16 protein-coding genes are annotated in these 17553 nt (G+C 56.3%); 7 read left to right on the top strand and 9 right to left on the bottom strand.

Annotation, left to right across the window (positions count from 1 at the left end; genetic code table 11):
• Window positions 1–95: 95 nt before the first annotated feature.
• Both yhdP and tldD read left to right on the top strand, forming a co-directional pair.
• The gene (gene yhdP / locus OB87_RS16345; protein ID WP_033570504.1) at window positions 96–3932 is read left to right on the top strand and encodes an AsmA2 domain-containing protein YhdP; all 3837 of its coding nucleotides are present in this window, start codon (window positions 96–98) and stop codon (window positions 3930–3932) included.
• A 46-nt stretch (window positions 3933–3978) separates the two neighbouring features.
• Window positions 3979–5424: a metalloprotease TldD gene (tldD, locus tag OB87_RS16340; RefSeq protein ID WP_033570470.1), complete on the top strand. Its 1446-nt coding sequence runs from the start codon at window positions 3979–3981 to the stop codon at window positions 5422–5424.
• A 46-nt stretch (window positions 5425–5470) separates the two neighbouring features.
• Here tldD and aaeR read toward each other — a convergent pair whose 3' ends face one another.
• A complete protein-coding gene (aaeR, locus tag OB87_RS16335; RefSeq protein WP_033570469.1) occupies window positions 5471–6415 on the bottom strand; it encodes an HTH-type transcriptional activator AaeR in 945 nt (314 codons plus the stop codon).
• Window positions 6416–6749: 334 nt separating this feature from the next.
• On the opposite strand from aaeR, the gene aaeX reads away from it, so the two are divergent.
• Genes aaeX through aaeB form a run of 3 tightly spaced genes read left to right on the top strand, consistent with a single transcriptional unit; the run spans window position 6750 to window position 9878 of the window.
• Complete coding sequence (aaeX, locus tag OB87_RS16330) at window positions 6750–6953, top strand: p-hydroxybenzoic acid efflux pump operon protein AaeX (RefSeq protein ID WP_033570468.1); 204 nt, start codon at window positions 6750–6752, stop codon at window positions 6951–6953.
• Window positions 6954–6984: 31 nt separating this feature from the next.
• A complete protein-coding gene (aaeA, locus tag OB87_RS16325; RefSeq protein ID WP_033570467.1) occupies window positions 6985–7908 on the top strand; it encodes a p-hydroxybenzoic acid efflux pump subunit AaeA in 924 nt (307 codons plus the stop codon).
• A 14-nt stretch (window positions 7909–7922) separates the two neighbouring features.
• The gene (gene aaeB / locus OB87_RS16320; RefSeq protein ID WP_033570466.1) at window positions 7923–9878 is read left to right on the top strand and encodes a p-hydroxybenzoic acid efflux pump subunit AaeB; all 1956 of its coding nucleotides are present in this window, start codon (window positions 7923–7925) and stop codon (window positions 9876–9878) included.
• An 11-nt stretch (window positions 9879–9889) separates the two neighbouring features.
• Here the strand turns inward: aaeB and OB87_RS16315 are convergent, their stop codons facing one another.
• Complete coding sequence (locus tag OB87_RS16315) at window positions 9890–10390, bottom strand: DUF1543 domain-containing protein (protein WP_033570465.1); 501 nt, start codon at window positions 10388–10390, stop codon at window positions 9890–9892.
• Between the two features lie 116 nt (window positions 10391–10506).
• Between OB87_RS16315 and OB87_RS16310 the strand changes: the two genes are divergently transcribed.
• Window positions 10507–11133: a LysE family translocator gene (locus tag OB87_RS16310; RefSeq protein ID WP_033570464.1), complete on the top strand. Its 627-nt coding sequence runs from the start codon at window positions 10507–10509 to the stop codon at window positions 11131–11133.
• A 31-nt stretch (window positions 11134–11164) separates the two neighbouring features.
• Here OB87_RS16310 and yjgA read toward each other — a convergent pair whose 3' ends face one another.
• Window positions 11165–11713 carry a ribosome biogenesis factor YjgA gene (gene yjgA, locus OB87_RS16305; RefSeq protein WP_033570463.1) on the bottom strand — a complete coding sequence of 183 codons (549 nt, stop codon included), beginning with the start codon at window positions 11711–11713 and terminating at the stop codon, window positions 11165–11167.
• Between the two features lie 190 nt (window positions 11714–11903).
• On the opposite strand from yjgA, the gene pmbA reads away from it, so the two are divergent.
• Window positions 11904–13244, top strand: coding sequence for a metalloprotease PmbA (pmbA, locus tag OB87_RS16300; protein ID WP_033570462.1), 1341 nt, complete (start codon window positions 11904–11906; stop codon window positions 13242–13244).
• Window positions 13245–13308: 64 nt separating this feature from the next.
• Here pmbA and rnk read toward each other — a convergent pair whose 3' ends face one another.
• The 6 genes from rnk to rpoN form a co-directional block, all read right to left on the bottom strand.
• Window positions 13309–13719, bottom strand: coding sequence for a nucleoside diphosphate kinase regulator (gene rnk, locus OB87_RS16295; protein WP_033570461.1), 411 nt, complete (start codon window positions 13717–13719; stop codon window positions 13309–13311).
• 214 nt (window positions 13720–13933) lie between these two features.
• On the bottom strand, window positions 13934–14206 hold the full coding sequence (gene npr / locus OB87_RS16290; RefSeq protein ID WP_033570460.1) for a PTS phosphocarrier protein NPr: 273 nt from the start codon (window positions 14204–14206) through the stop codon (window positions 13934–13936).
• Entirely contained in the window at window positions 14203–15057 is an 855-nt protein-coding gene (gene rapZ / locus OB87_RS16285) for an RNase adapter RapZ (protein WP_033570459.1), read from the bottom strand. Before rapZ ends, npr begins: the two co-directional genes overlap by 4 nt.
• 148 nt (window positions 15058–15205) lie before the next feature.
• A complete protein-coding gene (ptsN, locus tag OB87_RS16280; protein WP_033570458.1) occupies window positions 15206–15694 on the bottom strand; it encodes a PTS IIA-like nitrogen regulatory protein PtsN in 489 nt (162 codons plus the stop codon).
• A gap of 91 nt (window positions 15695–15785) precedes the next feature.
• The gene (hpf, locus tag OB87_RS16275; RefSeq protein WP_033570457.1) at window positions 15786–16073 is read right to left on the bottom strand and encodes a ribosome hibernation promoting factor; all 288 of its coding nucleotides are present in this window, start codon (window positions 16071–16073) and stop codon (window positions 15786–15788) included.
• A gap of 24 nt (window positions 16074–16097) precedes the next feature.
• Entirely contained in the window at window positions 16098–17531 is a 1434-nt protein-coding gene (gene rpoN / locus OB87_RS16270; protein WP_033570456.1) for an RNA polymerase factor sigma-54, read from the bottom strand.
• Window positions 17532–17553: the final 22 nt, after the last annotated feature.

The raw sequence follows: 17553 nt of genomic DNA, 5'->3' as shown, positions 1-17553 counted from the left end.
CCGCCAAGTCTGGCTGGTGGGTTTTTCTCTGTTAAGGTTTTCGCTCGTCGCCGGTGACGAACAACGAGGAGACATGTGTGAGGCGACTGGCCGGCATAAAACGATTGCCCGGAATTGCAGCAGCCACGGGGGCCATTCTGATTGTACTGGTCGCGTTGCTGGTCAGCAGCCTGAGGATGGCGCTGCCGATGCTGGATACCTTCCGGCCACAGGTTGTGGCCTGGGCGCAGTCCGTCACCGGCCTGCCGATGGAGGTGGAGAGCCTTAGCGGCAGTTGGGAAACCTTTGGCCCCACGCTGGATATCACCAATCTTCGTATTCATCATCCGAATGCCGATTGGCAATCGGAACGCATTTCGGTGGCGCTGGATGTCTGGCAGTCGCTGTTGCATCTGAAGTGGAAATTCCGCGATCTCACGTTTTATCACCTGCAAGTAGACATCAAAACGCCGATCGACCCCGAGAGGCAACGCACCCGCACCTGGGAGCCGGATCAATTTGGTTCGTTGTTCCTGCGACAGTTCGATCATTTTGATCTACGTAATAGTCGCATCCGTTTCCTGACCCCGGCGGGCACCCAAGCCGAGTTGCAAATTCCCCAGTTGACCTGGTTGAACGGTAAAAACCGGCACCGGGCGGAAGGGCAAATCAGCCTATCAAGCTTCAATGGTCAGCATGGTGTGGTGCAACTGCGCATGGATTTGCGCGATGAGCAGGGTTGGCTGAATAACGGCGTGGTCTATCTGCAAGCCGACAACATCGACATGAAACCGTGGCTGGGCCGCTGGATTCGCAACAACACTGGGCTGGAGAGCGCCAATTTTAGCCTCTCGGCCTGGTTGCAGGTGCGAGAAGGCGACATGTACGGCGGCGATCTATTGCTAAGCCAGGGCGATGCCAGCTGGCGTGATGGCACCGCGTTGCACCGGCTGGGAATTAACGGCATGACGCTGCACGCTAGCCGCTACCAGAACGGCTGGCAGCTGGATGTCCCGGCGCTGAACCTGTCCACCGATGGTGTCAACTGGCCAAAAGGGCAATTGTCCGCTCTGTGGCTGCCCGCGGATACTCAGTTGCTGGGGCCAGACCGCCCGGCCGAGTTACGCATCCGCGGTCGTCATCTGGCGCTGGAGCGTCTGGGGCCGTTGCTGCCGCTGCTCAGTACGACTACGCCCGAATTGAAAGCCCGCTGGCAGGCACTGCAACCGGAAGGGCAACTGACCACGCTGGCGCTGGATATCCCCTTGCAGCAACCCGAGCAAACCCGCTTTCAGGCGAACTGGCAGGATGTCGGTTGGAAAAACTGGCAACGGCTGCCGGGGGCCAATCATGTTTCTGGCGAGGCGATGGGCAGCCTGGCACGCGGGCGGGTACGGGTGAATCTGGCACAGAGTACCTTACCGTATCAGGATATGTTCCGCGCCCCGCTGGATATCCGGCAGGCGGACGCCACGCTGGACTGGCGCAGCAACGCTCAGGGGTGGGAGCTGTGGGGGAAAGGGCTCGACGTTCGTTCCCGTTCGTTGTGGGCTAATGGTGATTTCCGCTATCGCCACCCAGCTCAGGGAGAACCGCGTCTGGACATTCTGGCCGGGATTCGGCTTGGCGACGCCGCTGATGCCTGGCGCTATTATCCCGAACCTTTTATGGGTAAGGATTTGGTGGATTATCTGACTGGAGCTATCAAATCGGGGCAGGTGGATAATGCCACGCTGGTGTTCGCCGGTAACCCGGCGCAGTTCCCGTTCGAGCATCAGGAAGGGCAGTTTCAGGTCTGGGTGCCGCTGGAAAAATCGCGCTTTGAGTTTCAACCCGGTTGGCCCGCGCTGGACAATCTGAATATCACGCTTAACTTTCTTAACAACGGTCTGTGGATGCTGGCACCGCAGGTGAAGTTGGGGGAGGCCGAGGGCCGTAACATCAATGCGGTCATCCCGGATTACAGCAAAGAAAAACTGCTGATTGACGGTGATATTAGCGGTTCCGGTAAGCAAGTGAGTGATTACTTCTCACAAACACCGCTGAAATCGACGTTAGGTGGCGCGCTGACGCAGCTTCAGATTGGTGGCGACGTGCAGGGTAACCTGCATCTCGACATCCCGCTCAATGGTGGGCAGGTGAAGGCCAGCGGTGATGTGGCGCTCAACAATAACCGTCTGTTTATCAAACCGCTGGATGTGGCGCTCCAGTCCGTTAGCGGGCGATTCCACTATGATAACGGCAACCTCTCCAGCCAGACGCTACAGGCACACTGGCTCGATCAGCCGCTGACCTTCAACTTCTCGACTCAGGAACAGGAAAAGGCGTTTCTGGTTAATGTTGGCTTGCAGGGAAGCTGGGCGGTGTCGCGTTTGCCGGGGCTGCCCAAGCCGGTAGCGGCGGCGCTGAATGGCAATGCTGGCTGGCAGAGTGCGGTACAGGTAACGCTGCCGCATCAGGGGTCATCCAGTTATGAAGTAACGGTTCAGAGCGACCTTAAAGAAGTGAGCAGTCACTTACCTTCTCCGCTAAATAAAGCCGGAGGAACGGCCTTGGGGTTGCAGGTCAGCGCCAAAGGGGACGTGCGCGGTTTCTCACTCACCGGTTCATTGGGAAAAAACCAGTCTTTCAACAGTCAGTGGCTGCTTAAAGATAACAACGTCATGCTGACGCGAGCTGCCTGGCAGGAAGGGAGCAAGCCCCCTCCGCTGCCGGATGACTCGTCACTGACGCTGGCGTTGCCGCCGCTGGACGGCGAGCGTTGGCTGGCGCTGCTGCCCGGCGTGCGTAACGCGGTTACGGCACAGGCCGGGACCAACCGTTTTCAGTGGCCGGAGCGGGTGACGCTAACCACGCCGGAACTGAAAATACTCGGTCAGCAATGGCATGACCTGATGTTTACCAGTCGCCGCCAGAATGGCAGCAGTGAAATTACCGCCACCGGCAGGGAAATCGACGGTCGCCTGCTGATCCCCACTTCCGGGCTGTGGCGTGGCGATGTGCGCTATCTTTATTATAATCCGCAGTGGCAAGGGGACGATGCGACTAACCCGGCGGCGTTGGCAGAGAAGAAATCGCCGCTCAACGATCCCAGCATTCGTTTTGAGGACTGGCCTGCATTGCAGTTTGAATGCCGTGAATGCTGGTTGATGGGGCAAAACGTCGGGCAGATGAAAGGCACGCTGCAACCGGAACCCAACAAACTGGTGCTGGCTAATGGGCTGGTCAATAACGGTAAGGCCAGGCTGACGCTGGATGGAAGCTGGCAGGAAAGTGGCGAAGGCACCCGCACCGCGATAAAAGGGCAATTGTCTGGCAGCAGCTTGAGCGATAACGCCGACTGGCTGGGGCTGGCGACACCGCTACGTGCCGGTGCATTCAAGATTGACTACGACCTCTACTGGCGTGGCTCGCCGTGGGCACCGCATATTCCGAGCCTGAGCGGGATTTTGAAAACCGATATTGGCAAAGGCGAAATCGTCAACGTCGGCACCGGTCAGGCCGGGCAATTATTACGGCTGGTGAGTTTCGATGCGCTGTTGCGTAAGCTACAGTTTGATTTCAGCGACACCTTCGGCAAAGGCTTTTACTTTGACTCGGTTCGCAGCACGGCGTGGATAAAAGACGGGGTGCTGCATACCGATAATCTGTTGGTGGATGGGCTTGAGGCGGATATTGCCATGAAAGGCGACATCGACCTGGTGAAACGCGACCTGTCGATGGACGCGGTGGTGGCACCGGAAATTTCGGCTACCGTCGGTGTGGCAACCGCCTTTGCGGTCAACCCGGTCATCGGGGCGGCGGTGTTTGCCGCCAGCAAGGTGCTGGCACCGCTATGGAGTAAAATATCCCTGATTCGTTACCACATTTCCGGTAGTGTGGATCAACCAAAGATTCAGGAAGTAGTGCGTGAACCGCAAAAAGCCAATGCTGCCGAGGCGGCGGGCCAGTAACTGCGGTCTGGTTATCTGATGACATTGACAATAAGAGTGACATTCTATGAGTCTGACGTTTGTCAGTGAGCAATTACTCACGGCCAATAAACTGAACCATCAGGATTTACAGTCTATTCTAGGCACGTTGAGTGAACGGCGTATCGACTACGCCGACCTGTATTTTCAGTCAAGCTACCATGAATCCTGGGTGCTGGAAGACCGCATCATCAAGGACGGTTCTTATCATATCGATCAGGGCGTGGGTATCCGGGCCATTAATGGCGAGAAGACCGGTTTTGCCTACGCCGATCAAATTACGCTCAACGCGCTGCAGCAAAGCGCGCAGGCCGCACGCAGCATTGTGCGCGAGCAGGGCAACGGCGCGGTTAAAACGCTGGGCGAAGTGCCGCATCGCGGCCTGTACCCGCAGGCCAATCCGCTGGACAGCCTGACTCGTGAAGAGAAAATCGCGCTGCTACAACGGGTTGACGCCACCGCCCGCGCGGCGGATGCGCGTGTGCAGGAAGTCACCGCCAGTCTGACCGGCGTGTATGAGCTGATTCTGGTGGCGGCCACCGATGGCACGCTGGCAGCGGACGTTCGCCCGCTGGTGCGGTTGTCCGTCAGCGTGCTGGTGGAAGAAAACGGCCGCCGTGAACGCGGTTCCAGCGGCGGCGGCGCGCGTACCGGCTACGACTATTTCTGGCAGCAGGCGGATGGCGAAGTGCGGGCGGAGGCCTGGGCCAAAGAAGCGGTGCGCATGGCATTGGTCAATTTGTCCGCCGTGGCGGCACCGGCGGGGATGATGCCGGTGGTTCTGGGCGCTGGCTGGCCGGGAGTGCTGTTGCACGAAGCGGTCGGGCACGGTCTGGAAGGCGACTTCAACCGTCGCGGCACCTCGGTGTTTAGCGGTCAGGTCGGCAAGCTGGTAGCATCCGAGCTGTGTACGGTGGTGGATGACGGCACGCTGGAAGGGCGTCGTGGTTCGCTGGCGATGGACGATGAAGGCGTGCCCGGTCAATACAACGTACTGATTGAGAACGGTATTCTCAAAGGTTACATGCAGGACAAACTGAACGCCCGTCTGATGGGTGTCGCGCCAACCGGCAACGGTCGCCGCGAGTCTTATGCTCATCTACCGATGCCGCGTATGACCAACACCTACATGCTGGCAGGCAAATCCACCCCGGAAGAGATCATCGCCAGTGTGGATTATGGTTTGTACGCGCCGAACTTTGGCGGCGGCCAGGTGGATATCACCTCCGGCAAGTTCGTGTTCTCCACCTCCGAGGCGTACCTGATCGAGAACGGCCGTGTCACCAAACCGGTGAAAGGCGCAACGCTGATTGGTTCCGGCATTGAAGCCATGCAGAAGATCTCGATGGTTGGCAACGATCTGGCGCTGGATAGAGGCGTCGGGGTATGCGGCAAGGAAGGGCAAAGCCTGCCGGTCGGCGTCGGTCAGCCGACCTTGAAGCTCGACAACATTACAGTGGGTGGCACCGCCTAAGCGTTGTTTCATTCGTTGCTCAATCAGGCCGCCGATGCGGCCTGATTTATTTCTGCGACAACGTGCTTTGCGGATTTTCCTGCCGGTATCCCTGATAGATTAACGCTACCTTGTTGAAATACTCGGTCAGGTAATTAATGCACACCTGTACTTTCAGCGGCAGATTGTCGCGGCGGGTGTAGAGCGCATAGACCGGACGCGGGTCTGAATGATAACGCGGGAACAGGATCTCTATTTCGCCGCGCTTGATCTCTTCAAACACCCACATCAGCGGCACATAGGCGATGCCTGCACCGTGTTTCAGCCAGCGAATCAGCGTCAACGGGTCATTGGTGACGAAGCGCCCTTGTGGCATCAGCCGGGTGGTGATGCCTTCTGGCGCTATCAGCTCAAATTCACTGTGTGGGCGGACACTGTACTCCAGCCAGGACGCATTGCTCACATCACCGGGCTTTTCCGGCACGCTGTTTTGCGCAAGATAGCTTTTGGACGCGCAAACCACCATCGGCATCGAACCGATACGGGTACTGTACAGGCTGGAATCTTGCAACGCCCCAACCCGAATGACGATGTCTAACCCGTCGGCAATCAGGTCTGGTGCGGGAATGCCACACACCAGGTTGACCGACAATCCTGGGTATTCCTTCAGCATATCGGCCGTCATGGTAGCGAGCACGTTTTGCGCCATCGTGGCGGAACTACCAATATGTAACGTACCGATCAGTGTGTTGTTGAAGGCATATAACTGCTCATGCACTTCCTGCGCTTCGTGCAACATGCGGCGGCAACCGTGGTAATAAATTCTGCCAGCTTCCGTGAGTCCGATGCTGCGAGTGCTGCGGTTGAGCAGTTTCACCTGCAATTCATCTTCCAGCCGGGTAACGGTCTGGCTAACGGCGGATACGCTCATCTCCAACTGGCGAGCTGCCGCAGTAAATGAACCGAACTCCACGACGCTGGCGAAGACCGACATACTCTTTAATCGTTCCATTGTTAACCCTAGCTTAAAAGTGATTTAGATCACACTGCGTAGATAACATAATAATAACGTTTCATAATATAGCTGGTTTAACCACGAAGAGCGGACCTGATTACTCGTGTTTGCTGCTGTGGTCGTTCCAAAGGGGTTAATACGCTGATTTAACGTCGCAAGTACTCTGCATTACATCAGATCCCCACCGTCGTGATTATTCAATTAACGCTGTGTCTTTCAGCCATCGGCAGTGATGTCGGTGGGAGTGGGTATCCGTCTTTTCCCATCACCGGCCTAGGTATGGCTGACACACGTGATGGCAATGTGGCAGTCAATCAAGAAGGAACAGAGGATGCATTCACTCCCGGTCATGGTGCTATTCGGCCTGTCGTTTCCGCCCGTGTTTTTTGTGCTGTTGGTGACGCTGGCGCTGTTTTTTATTGGTATCCGGCTACTACATCCTACCGGTATCTACGATTACGTGTGGCATCCGGCGTTGTTTAATACTGCACTGTTTGTCTGCCTGTTCTACCTGCTGTTTCATTTCGGTCTTTGAGGTTGTTGTGAAAGCATCTGTTTTAAAAGTGATGATAAAGAAAGTGAGCCGCATAGCCATCACGCTCGTGCTGGTGTTGCTGGCTGCGGTAGCGCTGGTGCGAGTGTGGTCGTTTTACACCGAATCTCCCTGGACCCGCGATGCCCGTTTCAGTGCTGATGTGGTGGCGATTGCTCCCGATGTCAGTGGCCTGCTGACCGATGTGAAAGTGCAGGATAACCAGCCAGTGAAGCAAGGCGATGTGCTGTTCGTGGTTGACCAACCGCGTTACCAACAGGCGCTGGAACAGGCACAGGCTGATGTGGACTATTATCAGGCGCTGGTCGATGAGAAAAAACGAGAGTCGGCGCGTCGTTTGCGCCTCGGCGTGCAGGCGATGTCGCGCGAAGAAATAGAACAATCCGGCAATGCGTTGCAGACCACGCAGCACCAACTGGCGAAGGCGCAGGCTGAACTGGAACTGGCGAAACTCGACCTGGCGCGCACGGTAGTACGGGCTCCAGCCGATGGTTGGGTCACCAACCTGCATGTGCATACTGGCGAATTCATTACCCGTGGCTCGACGGCGGTGGCGTTAGTGAAGAAATGTTCGTTTTATCTGCTGGCCTACATGGAAGAAACCAAGCTGGCGGGTGTGCGGCCCGGTTATCGGGTGGAAATTACCCCGTTGGGGAGCAACCAGATTTTGTTCGGCTCGGTGGATAGCATCGCGGCGGGTGTCACCAACAGCAGCAGTTCCGCTGATACCAAAGGGCTGGCGACGGTGGACTCCAATCTGGAATGGGTGCGGCTGGCGCAGCGGGTGCCGGTGAAAATTCGCCTTGATCAGCAATGGGGCGACCTGTACCCGGCTGGGACCACCGCTACCGTGGTGGTGACGGGTGAACAGACGCGTAATACCCGGCCGATGTCGCCGCTGCTGCAACTGCTGCATCGTTTGCGTGAGTTCGGTTAAGCGGAAAGAGCATCATGCATAATTCTCCCCTGGCACGGCTGCGTTTTGCGTTAAAAATCAGCCTGGCGGTAGTCATGCCGCTAATCGTCGGATTTTATTTTCAGATGGGTTCTCCCCGTACTGCGGCGTTAACTGCGGCGCTGGTGATTTCCGCCCCTGCGTTTGTGGCCGGAGGAGAACCGTTTTCCGGCGCAATTCGGCATCGCGGTATCCTGCGCATTATCGGCACGTTTATCGGTTGCTTCGGTGCGCTGGTGATCATCATGTCGACGATTCGGGCTCCTGTCGTGATGCTGTTGCTGTGCTGCGTCTGGGCGGGTTTTTGCGTCTGGATGTCATCGCTGGTGAAAATGGAGAATTCCTACATTTTTGCGCTGTCTGGCTACACCACGCTGATCATTTTGCTAGCCAGCCAGGGGGCTCCGCAGCAATTGCCGCAGCTAGCCGTGGAACGGTGTAGTGAGATTGTGCTGGGTATTGTCTGCGCTATTTTAGCCGATTTGCTGTTTTCCCCGCGCTCGGTCAAACCCGCTCTCGATCACTCCGTGGATGAATTATTGCTGGCGCAATACCAATTCTTGCAGCGCTGCGTCAACGGCATTAGTGGCGATGAGCTGGATGCAGACTGGCATAGCCTGGTCAGGAAAACCAAAGCGTTGAATGACATGGGAAGCATTTTGTCGATGGAGTCTTCGCGTTGGAAAGGGAGTCAGCGTCGATTAAATGCGCTGGTGTCTGAATCCTGGGCTCTGATTACACAGAGCTGCGAAGTCTGGCTAGTGCTGCGTGAAGAGAGGGCCGTGCTGCACGGCGGAATCGTCATGCTGCTGGATAACCCTGTCTCAACACCGGCCGAGCTGCGTAGTCGGTTGCGACAACTCCGTCACCTGGCGGCTACGCACAGTGCAAGCCTGCCACCGGTATTGGTGAGCTGGCTGTCAGCGTGCGCTCGCTATCAGTTGCTATCCCGTGGGATAAAAACCAATGCACGGATTGGTAAAAAGGAGGAGCAACTGCTGGCGTCAGAGGTATTTGCCAAACCGAAATCCGCTCAAACGCACTATGCGATGATTAATGGGCTGCGAACCGGTGTGACAACTGTGCTGGGGTGCCTGTTCTGGTTGATGTCCGGGTGGACGTCCGGCAGTGTTTGTATGTTGATGATCGCCATCGTCACCGCGTTGGTTGCCCGGATGCCTAACCCGGTGATGGCGGTGAAAGACTTTCTGATCGGCGCGATTTTAGCATTACCACTGGGCGCATTGATGTTTATGCTGGTTCTGCCTGCCACGCAGCAGAGCGCATTATTGATGTGCCTGAGTATTGGCATCATGGCATTCGTCTTGGGCATTGAACTACAGAAACGACGAATCGGTACGATGGGGGCGTTGGTCAGCACCCTTAATATACTGGCATTGTCCAATCCAATGTCGTTCAATTTATCGTCGTTTTTGGATAATGCGCTTGGCCAAATCATTGGTTGTGTGCTGGCGCTGCTGGTCGTACTGCTGATCAAAGACAACTCCCGGCTGCATACCGGCCGCGCGCTGCTCAACCGATTTGTGTATGGTGCGGTATCGGCGTTATCCACACGTGCTGCGCGTCGGCGGGAGAATCATCTGCCAGCGTTGTACCAGCATCTGTTTTTGTTACTGAATCTGTTCCCTGATGACATCGCCAAATACCGGCTGGCGCTGTCGTTAATTCTGATGCACCAGCGTTTGCGGACGCTGGAGCTACCGGTTAATAGCAGTTTGTCTGCGTTTCACCGTCAGATGCGGGTGACGGCGGCACAGGTGATTGATTCTGCTCATGAGCACCATCGCCGTCGCCATTTTTCCCGGTTACTGACACAGATGGATGAATACCAGCATCTACTGCGCGAGCATCAGGTGCCAGAGGGGGCTATTGATGCGGTTGGCCGCCTGACGGTGCTGCTGCACCGCCATAAACACGCGCTCGGCGATTAACCGGGAAGCGATTATAGCGGGTGATAGCCCTGCCACTGCGGCGGTAATACGCGACCGGTCGGGTTGGCGTTCAGGTGAATGTGCCAGCGGTCCAGCAGGGTGAGTGGCAGGCAGTCGTCTACATCGCGCAGGTCGTCTTTGTGCTGCTGGAATACCTCGGTCAGCAGCACCGCTTTGGCGTGCTGTTTGGCCTGTTCTGCATTCGTTGCGACAAACAGCCCAAACTGATGCACTTCCGCCGGGTTGCTCGGCAGATATCCCCCCATATTGACGAACCAGAGTTTTTCTCGCCCATGAAACGGCTGGCTGCTGAGCGTGATATCATAGCCGTCCGCCCACTGACAGGGGGTGTAGCTATCGACATGGACCTGGCTTTTATCGCCGAACCAGTTGGCTTTCAGCAGAGAAAATCCGTCTTCGGGGCGTTCCACGGCGGCAAACTGGACGTCATGCAGTTCGATGTTGGCACCCTGGGCGCGTCCGCCCACGTAATACATAAATAGCGTTGGCATGTGGGAGCAGTCTCTTCGGGTTGTGGTCTGCTATTTCGTTGTGTTTAAAATAATATAACGAAAACGTTACCTTAACCGCTTGTAAGATAAATTGACATCAACGGAAGACAGAATTAATGACTTTGCATCTTTGGCTGGTTTACCTCGGTGTTATTGCCGTGCTGATCGCCGTACCGGGTCCATCGGCGCTGCTCAGTATGGCGCATGGCCTGCGTTACGGACAACGGCGCGCGCTGGCGACGATTCTGGGCGGTGCGACCGGTTCGCTGGTATTGATGACGGCATCGGCATTGGGACTGGGCGCGATTCTGGCCGCGTCGGCGACGGCGTTTCTGGTGCTGAAAGTGGTTGGGGCGTTCTACCTGATCTGGCTCGGTATTTCTGCCTGGCGGGCACGGGAGGATTCTCTGACGCCGTCAGCGGAGGCTGATGAAACGGCCCCGGGGGTGTTAGGTCTTTATCGCCACGGTTTTATGGTGGGGGTCAGTAATCCCAAAGATATTCTGTTTTTTGCCGCCCTGTTTCCCAATTTTATTGATACCAGCGCCCCGCAAGCCATGCAGTTTGCATTGCTGGCGCTTACCTGGGTGGTGCTGGATTTCAGCATCATGTTTACTTACGCCTGCATGGGTCACCGCGTATCGGCGCTGTTTGCCCATCCGCGTCGCCTGCGGTTGTTCAACCGCGCCACCGGCACCCTGTTCATTTTCGCCGGCTCCGCGCTGGTGGCGTCAACCAAATAAAAAGTAGGCACCGGAAGGTGCCTGCCTGAAATTATTCAGCTTCCGCCAGTTCGCGCAGATACTGGAAAATCTGCCGGGCTGATTTGGACGGCTTATTAGCGGCTTTTTCTTTCTGAGCGTTACGCACCAGCGAGCGCAGTTGCTGGCGGTCGGCCTGCGGATAAAGCGCCAGGATGTCCGGAATCGCGCCGTCGCCCTCGTTTACCAACCGGTCGCGCAACTGCTCCAGTTTGTGGAACAGCGACACCTGCTGGTTGTGACGGTTGCGCAGCTTGTCCAGCGCGGTCTGGATGGGCTCCGGGTCGCGGGCGCGCAGCATCTTGCCAATCAGCTGCAACTGACGGCGGCGGCCTTCCTTGGTGATGCGCTGTGCCAGTTCAATCGCGGCACGCAGGTCTTCATCCAGCGGGATGCGCTCCAGCGCGTTCTTACCCAGCTCAACCAGCTCGGTGCCCAGCGCTTTCAGGGCTTCAGCATCGCGTTTGATTTCGCTTTTGCTGACCCAAATTATCTCTTCGTCTTCATCGTCCTGGCTGGCGTCCGGGACGTCATCCTGCCAGTCTTCGGGATGTTTGTTCATCGTGGCTCCCCAATAAAAGAGGCTGATCCTATCAGGTTATGGGCTTTGTGCGAAATTGTCCGCCGATCCTGTTAGACTCAATCACAGACTACCTCATTTTACGTCTGAGGTAAGGTGACGAATAGCAGGCGGACAGCATTCGTTGCATCATGGATTATCTGAATGTTTTCTCACTCATTATGGCAAATCGATGACAATAATCACTCAGGTTGCAGAACAGCGTAAAGTGCTGGAACAGGCGGTATCGCAGGCGCTGGAATTGGCCCGTGCCGGTTCTGATGCGGCGGAAGTTGCCGTCACGAAAACAACGGGGATCAGCGTCAGCTCCCGGTATGGTGAAGTTGAAAACGTCGAATTCAACAGTGACGGTGCGCTCGGTATTACCGTCTACTATCAACAGCGTAAGGGCAGCGCGTCGTCTACCGACATGAGCCCGGATGCCATTGCCCGCACGGTGCAGGCGGCGTTGGATATTGCCCGTTACACGTCGGTTGACCCATGCTCTGGCCCGGCGGACAAAGATCTGCTGGCGTTTGAGGCACCGGATCTGGACTTGTTCCACCCAGCAGAGCTGGACGCCGATCGCGGCATCGAATTGGCAGCAGCTGCTGAACAAGCGGCGCTGAAAGCTGACAAGCGCATCACCAACACCGAGGGCGGCAGCTTCAACAGTCACTACGGTATCAAGGTATTCGGCAACAGCCACGGTATGCTGCAAAGCTACTGCTCCAGCCGACACTCCATGTCGGTCAGTGTGATTGCCGAGCACAACGGCGAGATGGAGCGCGATTACGCTTACACCATCGGCCGTGCGCTGGGCGACCTAAGCTCGCCGACGTGGGTTGGGGAAGAGTGCGCCCGCCGGACGCTGGCACGCCTGTCGCCGCGTAAACTGGCCACCATGGAAGCGCCAGTGATGTTCTCCGCCGAGGTAGCGACCGGATTGTTCGGCCATCTGGTTGGTGCCATCAGCGGCAGTAGCGTTTACCGTAAATCTACCTTCCTGCTGGATAGTCTCGGCAAACAGATTCTGCCGGAATGGCTGACTATTCAGGAACTGCCGCATTTACGTAAAGGATTAGCGTCCACCCCATTCGACAGTGAAGGGGTTCGTACCGAGCAGCGTGATATTGTCAGAGATGGCGTATTGCAAACCTGGCTGTTGACCACGTATGCCGGTCGTAAATTGGGCATGAAAAGTACCGGCCATGCGGGTGGGATTCATAACTGGCGTATTGCCGGGCGCGGGCTGGACTTTGACGGCATGTTGAAGGAAATGGGCACCGGGCTGCTGGTCACCAGCCTGATGGGGCAAGGCGTGAGTGCGGTAACCGGGGATTATTCCCGTGGTGCGGCCGGATTCTGGGTGGAGAACGGCGAAATTCAGTATCCAGTGAGCGAAATCACTATTGCTGGCAACCTGAAAGATATGCTGCGTAACATGGTGACCATCGGTGATGATATCGAGACGCGTAGCAACATCCAGTGCGGTTCGGTTTTGTTACCATCGATGAAGATTGCCGGGGTGTAAGGTTTTTTTAACGATATCGACTGCCCGGAGATTCAGGGCAGTCGTTCAGCACTGTCACCGCTTATCAGCGGTGGTATTCGCCTGCCGCTTCCGGCTGATAGAGCAGTTCGATCACTTCAATCCGCGTTTCTTCACCATTTGGTAACGGCCAGGCGATGCTGTTGCCGATATGCATACCGAGCAGCGCAGCGCCAAGTGGTGCCATGACCGAGATCTGTTCCCGGCTGTCTTTCAGGCTGGCCGGATAGACCAGCGTGCGGATATGTTCTTCCGTCGTGAGCAGGTCGCGGAACCGAACCCGGCTGTTCATGGTAACCACATCGGCCGGAATTTCGACTGGCTGGACGATATCCGCCCGGTCCAGTTCTTCACTCAGGGCCTGAGCCACCTCTGTATCGGCAAAAGCGGGTTGCTCCAGCAGCGCATCCAGGCGTTCGGCATCCAGCTCGCTAATCGTCAGGTGCGGTTTATCCATATGTCTCTCCAGTTTTTGCAATAGCAGACAACAACGCCCCCGCCACGAAGGGCAGGGTCATAAGTTAATCTGATGGTAGCAGGGATGCAGGGAACTTACCGCATAAAAACTCACCACAGATAAAAACGCGGCACAGATAAAAACTTACCAGAGAAAAAGAAAGCGATTGGGAGCAAGCATAGGAACTCACTCCGGCAGGAGAATGTCTGGCAGATTAATCCTCGTCAAACCCGGCTTCAAACAGCTGAATGACCGCCGCCAGCGCCTGTTCTTCATCCGGGCCGGTAGCTTCCACCTCGATATGACGCCCTTTGGCCGAATCCAACATCAACATGGCGATAACGCTGCTGGCGTCGGCTTCGGTGCCACTTTCATTGCGTAGCAACACCTCTGCGTCAAAACTTTGCACCAGCTCGAACAATTTCATGGCTGGGCGGGCGTGCATCCCCAGACGGTTTTTTACTTCAACGGTTTGCCTGACGGTCATGATTTACGTTTTTCCAGCGTACGGTGGCGAGATTGCACGTTCTTGCCACGGGAGCGAAAGTAATCCGCCAGTTGCTCGGCGATGTAAACAGAACGGTGCTTCCCACCGGTACAACCGATAGCGACGGTCAGGTAACTGCGGTTGTTGGTTTCCAACATCGGCAGCCACAGTTCCAGGTAGCTACGGGTCTGGTAAATGAAGTTGTGGACTTCGGTGTGCCTGTCTAGAAACGCAGCCACCGGTTTATCCAGGCCTGTCATCGGGCGCAGTTTCGGGTCCCAGTGCGGGTTAGGCAGGAAACGCACGTCAAACACGTAGTCCGCATCTATCGGGATACCGTGCTTGTAGCCGAATGACTCGAATACCATCGTTAGTTCGCGCTCGCGTTTACCCAGTAAACGGGTACGCAGCATTTCTGCCAGTTCGTGCACCGACATCTCCGAGGTATCGATGATCAGATCGGCACGCGAGCGCAACGGCTCCAGCAGATCGTTTTCTTCATCGATAGCACTTTCCAGCGACAGGTTTTTGCTGGAGAGTGGGTGCAGACGACGGGTGTCGCTGTAACGCCGAATCAGCGTATTGCGATCGGTGTCCAAAAACAGCAGTTGGGGAGAGAAACTCTGTGGCAGGCGGGTCAAGGCATGTTCCAGCACTTCCGGCGTTTCCGGCAGGTTACGCACGTCAATGCTGACCGCCGCGGAGATATTCCGTTCCGCCAGTGTGTGCGCCAACTCGGGCAACAGCACCACCGGCAGGTTATCCACACAATAGAAACCCATGTCTTCCAGCGCGCGTAGGGCTACGGATTTCCCCGAACCTGAACGACCACTGACAATCATCAGCACCATCTGACGACTCCCCCCTGGCAGCGGGATGGTGAATGTCCACCGCCACAGTTAGCTAACTTTGTTTTCCCGGCCGGGCCGGCATCCTGTCAGGCTCGTGCCTGCTGTTACGCGTGTTGTGGATAGCAATCGAAACCGGTGCTGCCAGCCGTCAAGGCTGGTCGGGCAGGTCCGCTTCCGTCATGATCTGATACAGTTCTTCGTCGCTTTGTGCGGCGCGCAGCCGCTTGCATACGGTTTTATCCGCCAGCCGTTTGGCGACGAGCGACAAAGTATGTAAATGGGTTTTACATTGTTCAGCGGGAACCAGCAAGGCAAAAAGCAGGTCGACCGGTTGGTTGTCGATAGCGTCAAAGGCGATCGGCTGCTCCAGCTGGATAAAGACACCAACCGCGCCCAGCGTATTCTCATCTTCCAGCTTGCCGTGCGGAATGGCAATGCCATTACCTATACCGGTACTGCCCATGCGCTCCCGCGTCAGGATCGCTTCAAACACCATTTGCGGCGGCAGGTTGAGCTGCCTGGCGGCCAGTTCGCTGATGATTTCCAGGGCGCGCTTTTTGCTCTGGCAGTGGACGGCGCTGCGCGTGCACTCCTTACGGAGGACGGCGCTAAGTTGCATAACGGGCTCGTTGTTCATGATACGTTCACTTAACGACACTGTTGCCTTCGGTTACCGGCCCGCCACCTATGACAGGCCGGTTGCTGTCCCTGCACCTGAAACGGCAAGATCAGTGCTGTTTCAGTTTATCCTTATGTTTGTTTAACTGCCTTGCCAGCTTGTCGATCAACAGATCAATGGCGGCATACATATCACCCGCTTCCGATGTGGCGTGCAGCTCACCTCCGTTGACGTGGATGGTGGCATCAGCAATGTGCTGGATCTTTTCCACTTTCAATACCACGTACACCTGATTGATACGATCAAAGTATTGCTCAAGTTTGGCGAATTTTAAGGTTACGAATTCGTGCATAGCATCCGTAATTTCGACGTGGTGTCCGGTAATGTTAAGCTGCATATCGTCTTCCTTCTCATGTAGGGGTCAAACCAGCTGTTTGCGCTGGTTTGACGGCGGGATAGATAAAGACTCTCGATACTTGGCGACAGTACGGCGGGCCACAATGATTCCCTGTTCGGAAAGCAGTGAGGTCAACTTGCTGTCGCTCAGCGGTTTAGCGGGGTTTTCCGCAGCAATGAGTTTCCTGACCAGCGCACGGATAGCGGTGGATGACGCCTCACCTCCGTTGTCGGTGTTGACGTGGCTGGAAAAGAAATACTTCAGCTCAAAAATACCGCGCGGACTGTGCAGAAATTTCTGGGTCGTTACGCGGGAAATGGTGGACTCGTGCATGTCCACGGCCTGGGCGATATCCGCCAGCACCATGGGTTTCATGAATTCTTCGCCGTGTTCGAAGAACGCCTGCTGCTGTTCCACGATACAGCGGGTAACCTTCAACAGGGTATCGTTACGGCTTTCCAGACTCTTGATGAGCCAGCGGGCTTCCTGCAAATGACTGCGGATGAACTGGCCGTCGCTGTCGTTGCGCGCGCTGCTGCCAAGCGCGGCGTACTGCTGATTGATCTGCAACCGCGGCACGCTGTCGGTGTTGAGTTCCACCGTCCAGTGGCCTTGCATCTTGCGCACCAACACATCCGGAATGACATACTCGGATTCGCCGGTGTTGATCGACTGCCCCGGACGCGGATCCAGTGACTGGATCAGCGCCAGCGCTTCTTTCAGCACCTCTTCCTTGAGACGGCTGTTGCGGATCAACGTGCGGAAGTCATGGTTGGCGAGCAAGTCAAGGTATTCACTGACGATGAGCCTGGCCTCAGCCAGACGGGGAATGCCATTGTCGAACTGCGATAGCTGCACCAACAGGCATTCGCGTAAATCGCGGGCGGCTACGCCGACAGGGTCAAAGCGCTGCACGCGCTTGAGTACCGCTTCCACTTCTTCCAGCGTCACCTCGTCATTACCGATGCTATCGCGGATATCGTCCAGCGACACGGTCAGGTAGCCGGTGTTGTCCACTGCGTCCACGATAGACGTAGCGATGGCGGAATCGGTGTCGGAAAACGGCGTCAGCTCCACCTGCCACATCAGGTAATCCTGTAGCGTCTGGGTGGTTTCGCCCTGATAGACAGGCAGCTCTTCGTCGCGGTAGTCAGTGCTGGTGCCGGATGGCGTACCCGCGGTGTAGATTTCATCCCAGGCGGCGTCGAGCGGCAGCTCGTCGGGCATATCTTTCTGCTCCAACGCTTCGCGGGTATCCAGCGTTTCGCTGTCACTGCTTTCCTGGGTTTCCACTTCGTCATGAATATCGGCTTGCTCCAGCAACGGGTTGCTTTCCAGCGCCTGTTGGATTTCCTGCTGGAGTTCAAGCGTGGACAACTGCAGCAGGCGGATGGCCTGCTGTAACTGCGGTGTCATAGCCAGTTGCTGGCTGAGCCTGAGTTGCAAACCTTGCTTCATAACGCGCGCTAACTTCCTTTTT

The organism is Dickeya undicola (assembly GCF_000784735.1).
Taxonomy (GTDB): domain Bacteria; phylum Pseudomonadota; class Gammaproteobacteria; order Enterobacterales; family Enterobacteriaceae; genus Dickeya; species Dickeya undicola.
Note: the sequence above shows the minus strand (reverse complement) of the source record. Positions and strands in the feature narration are given on the sequence as shown.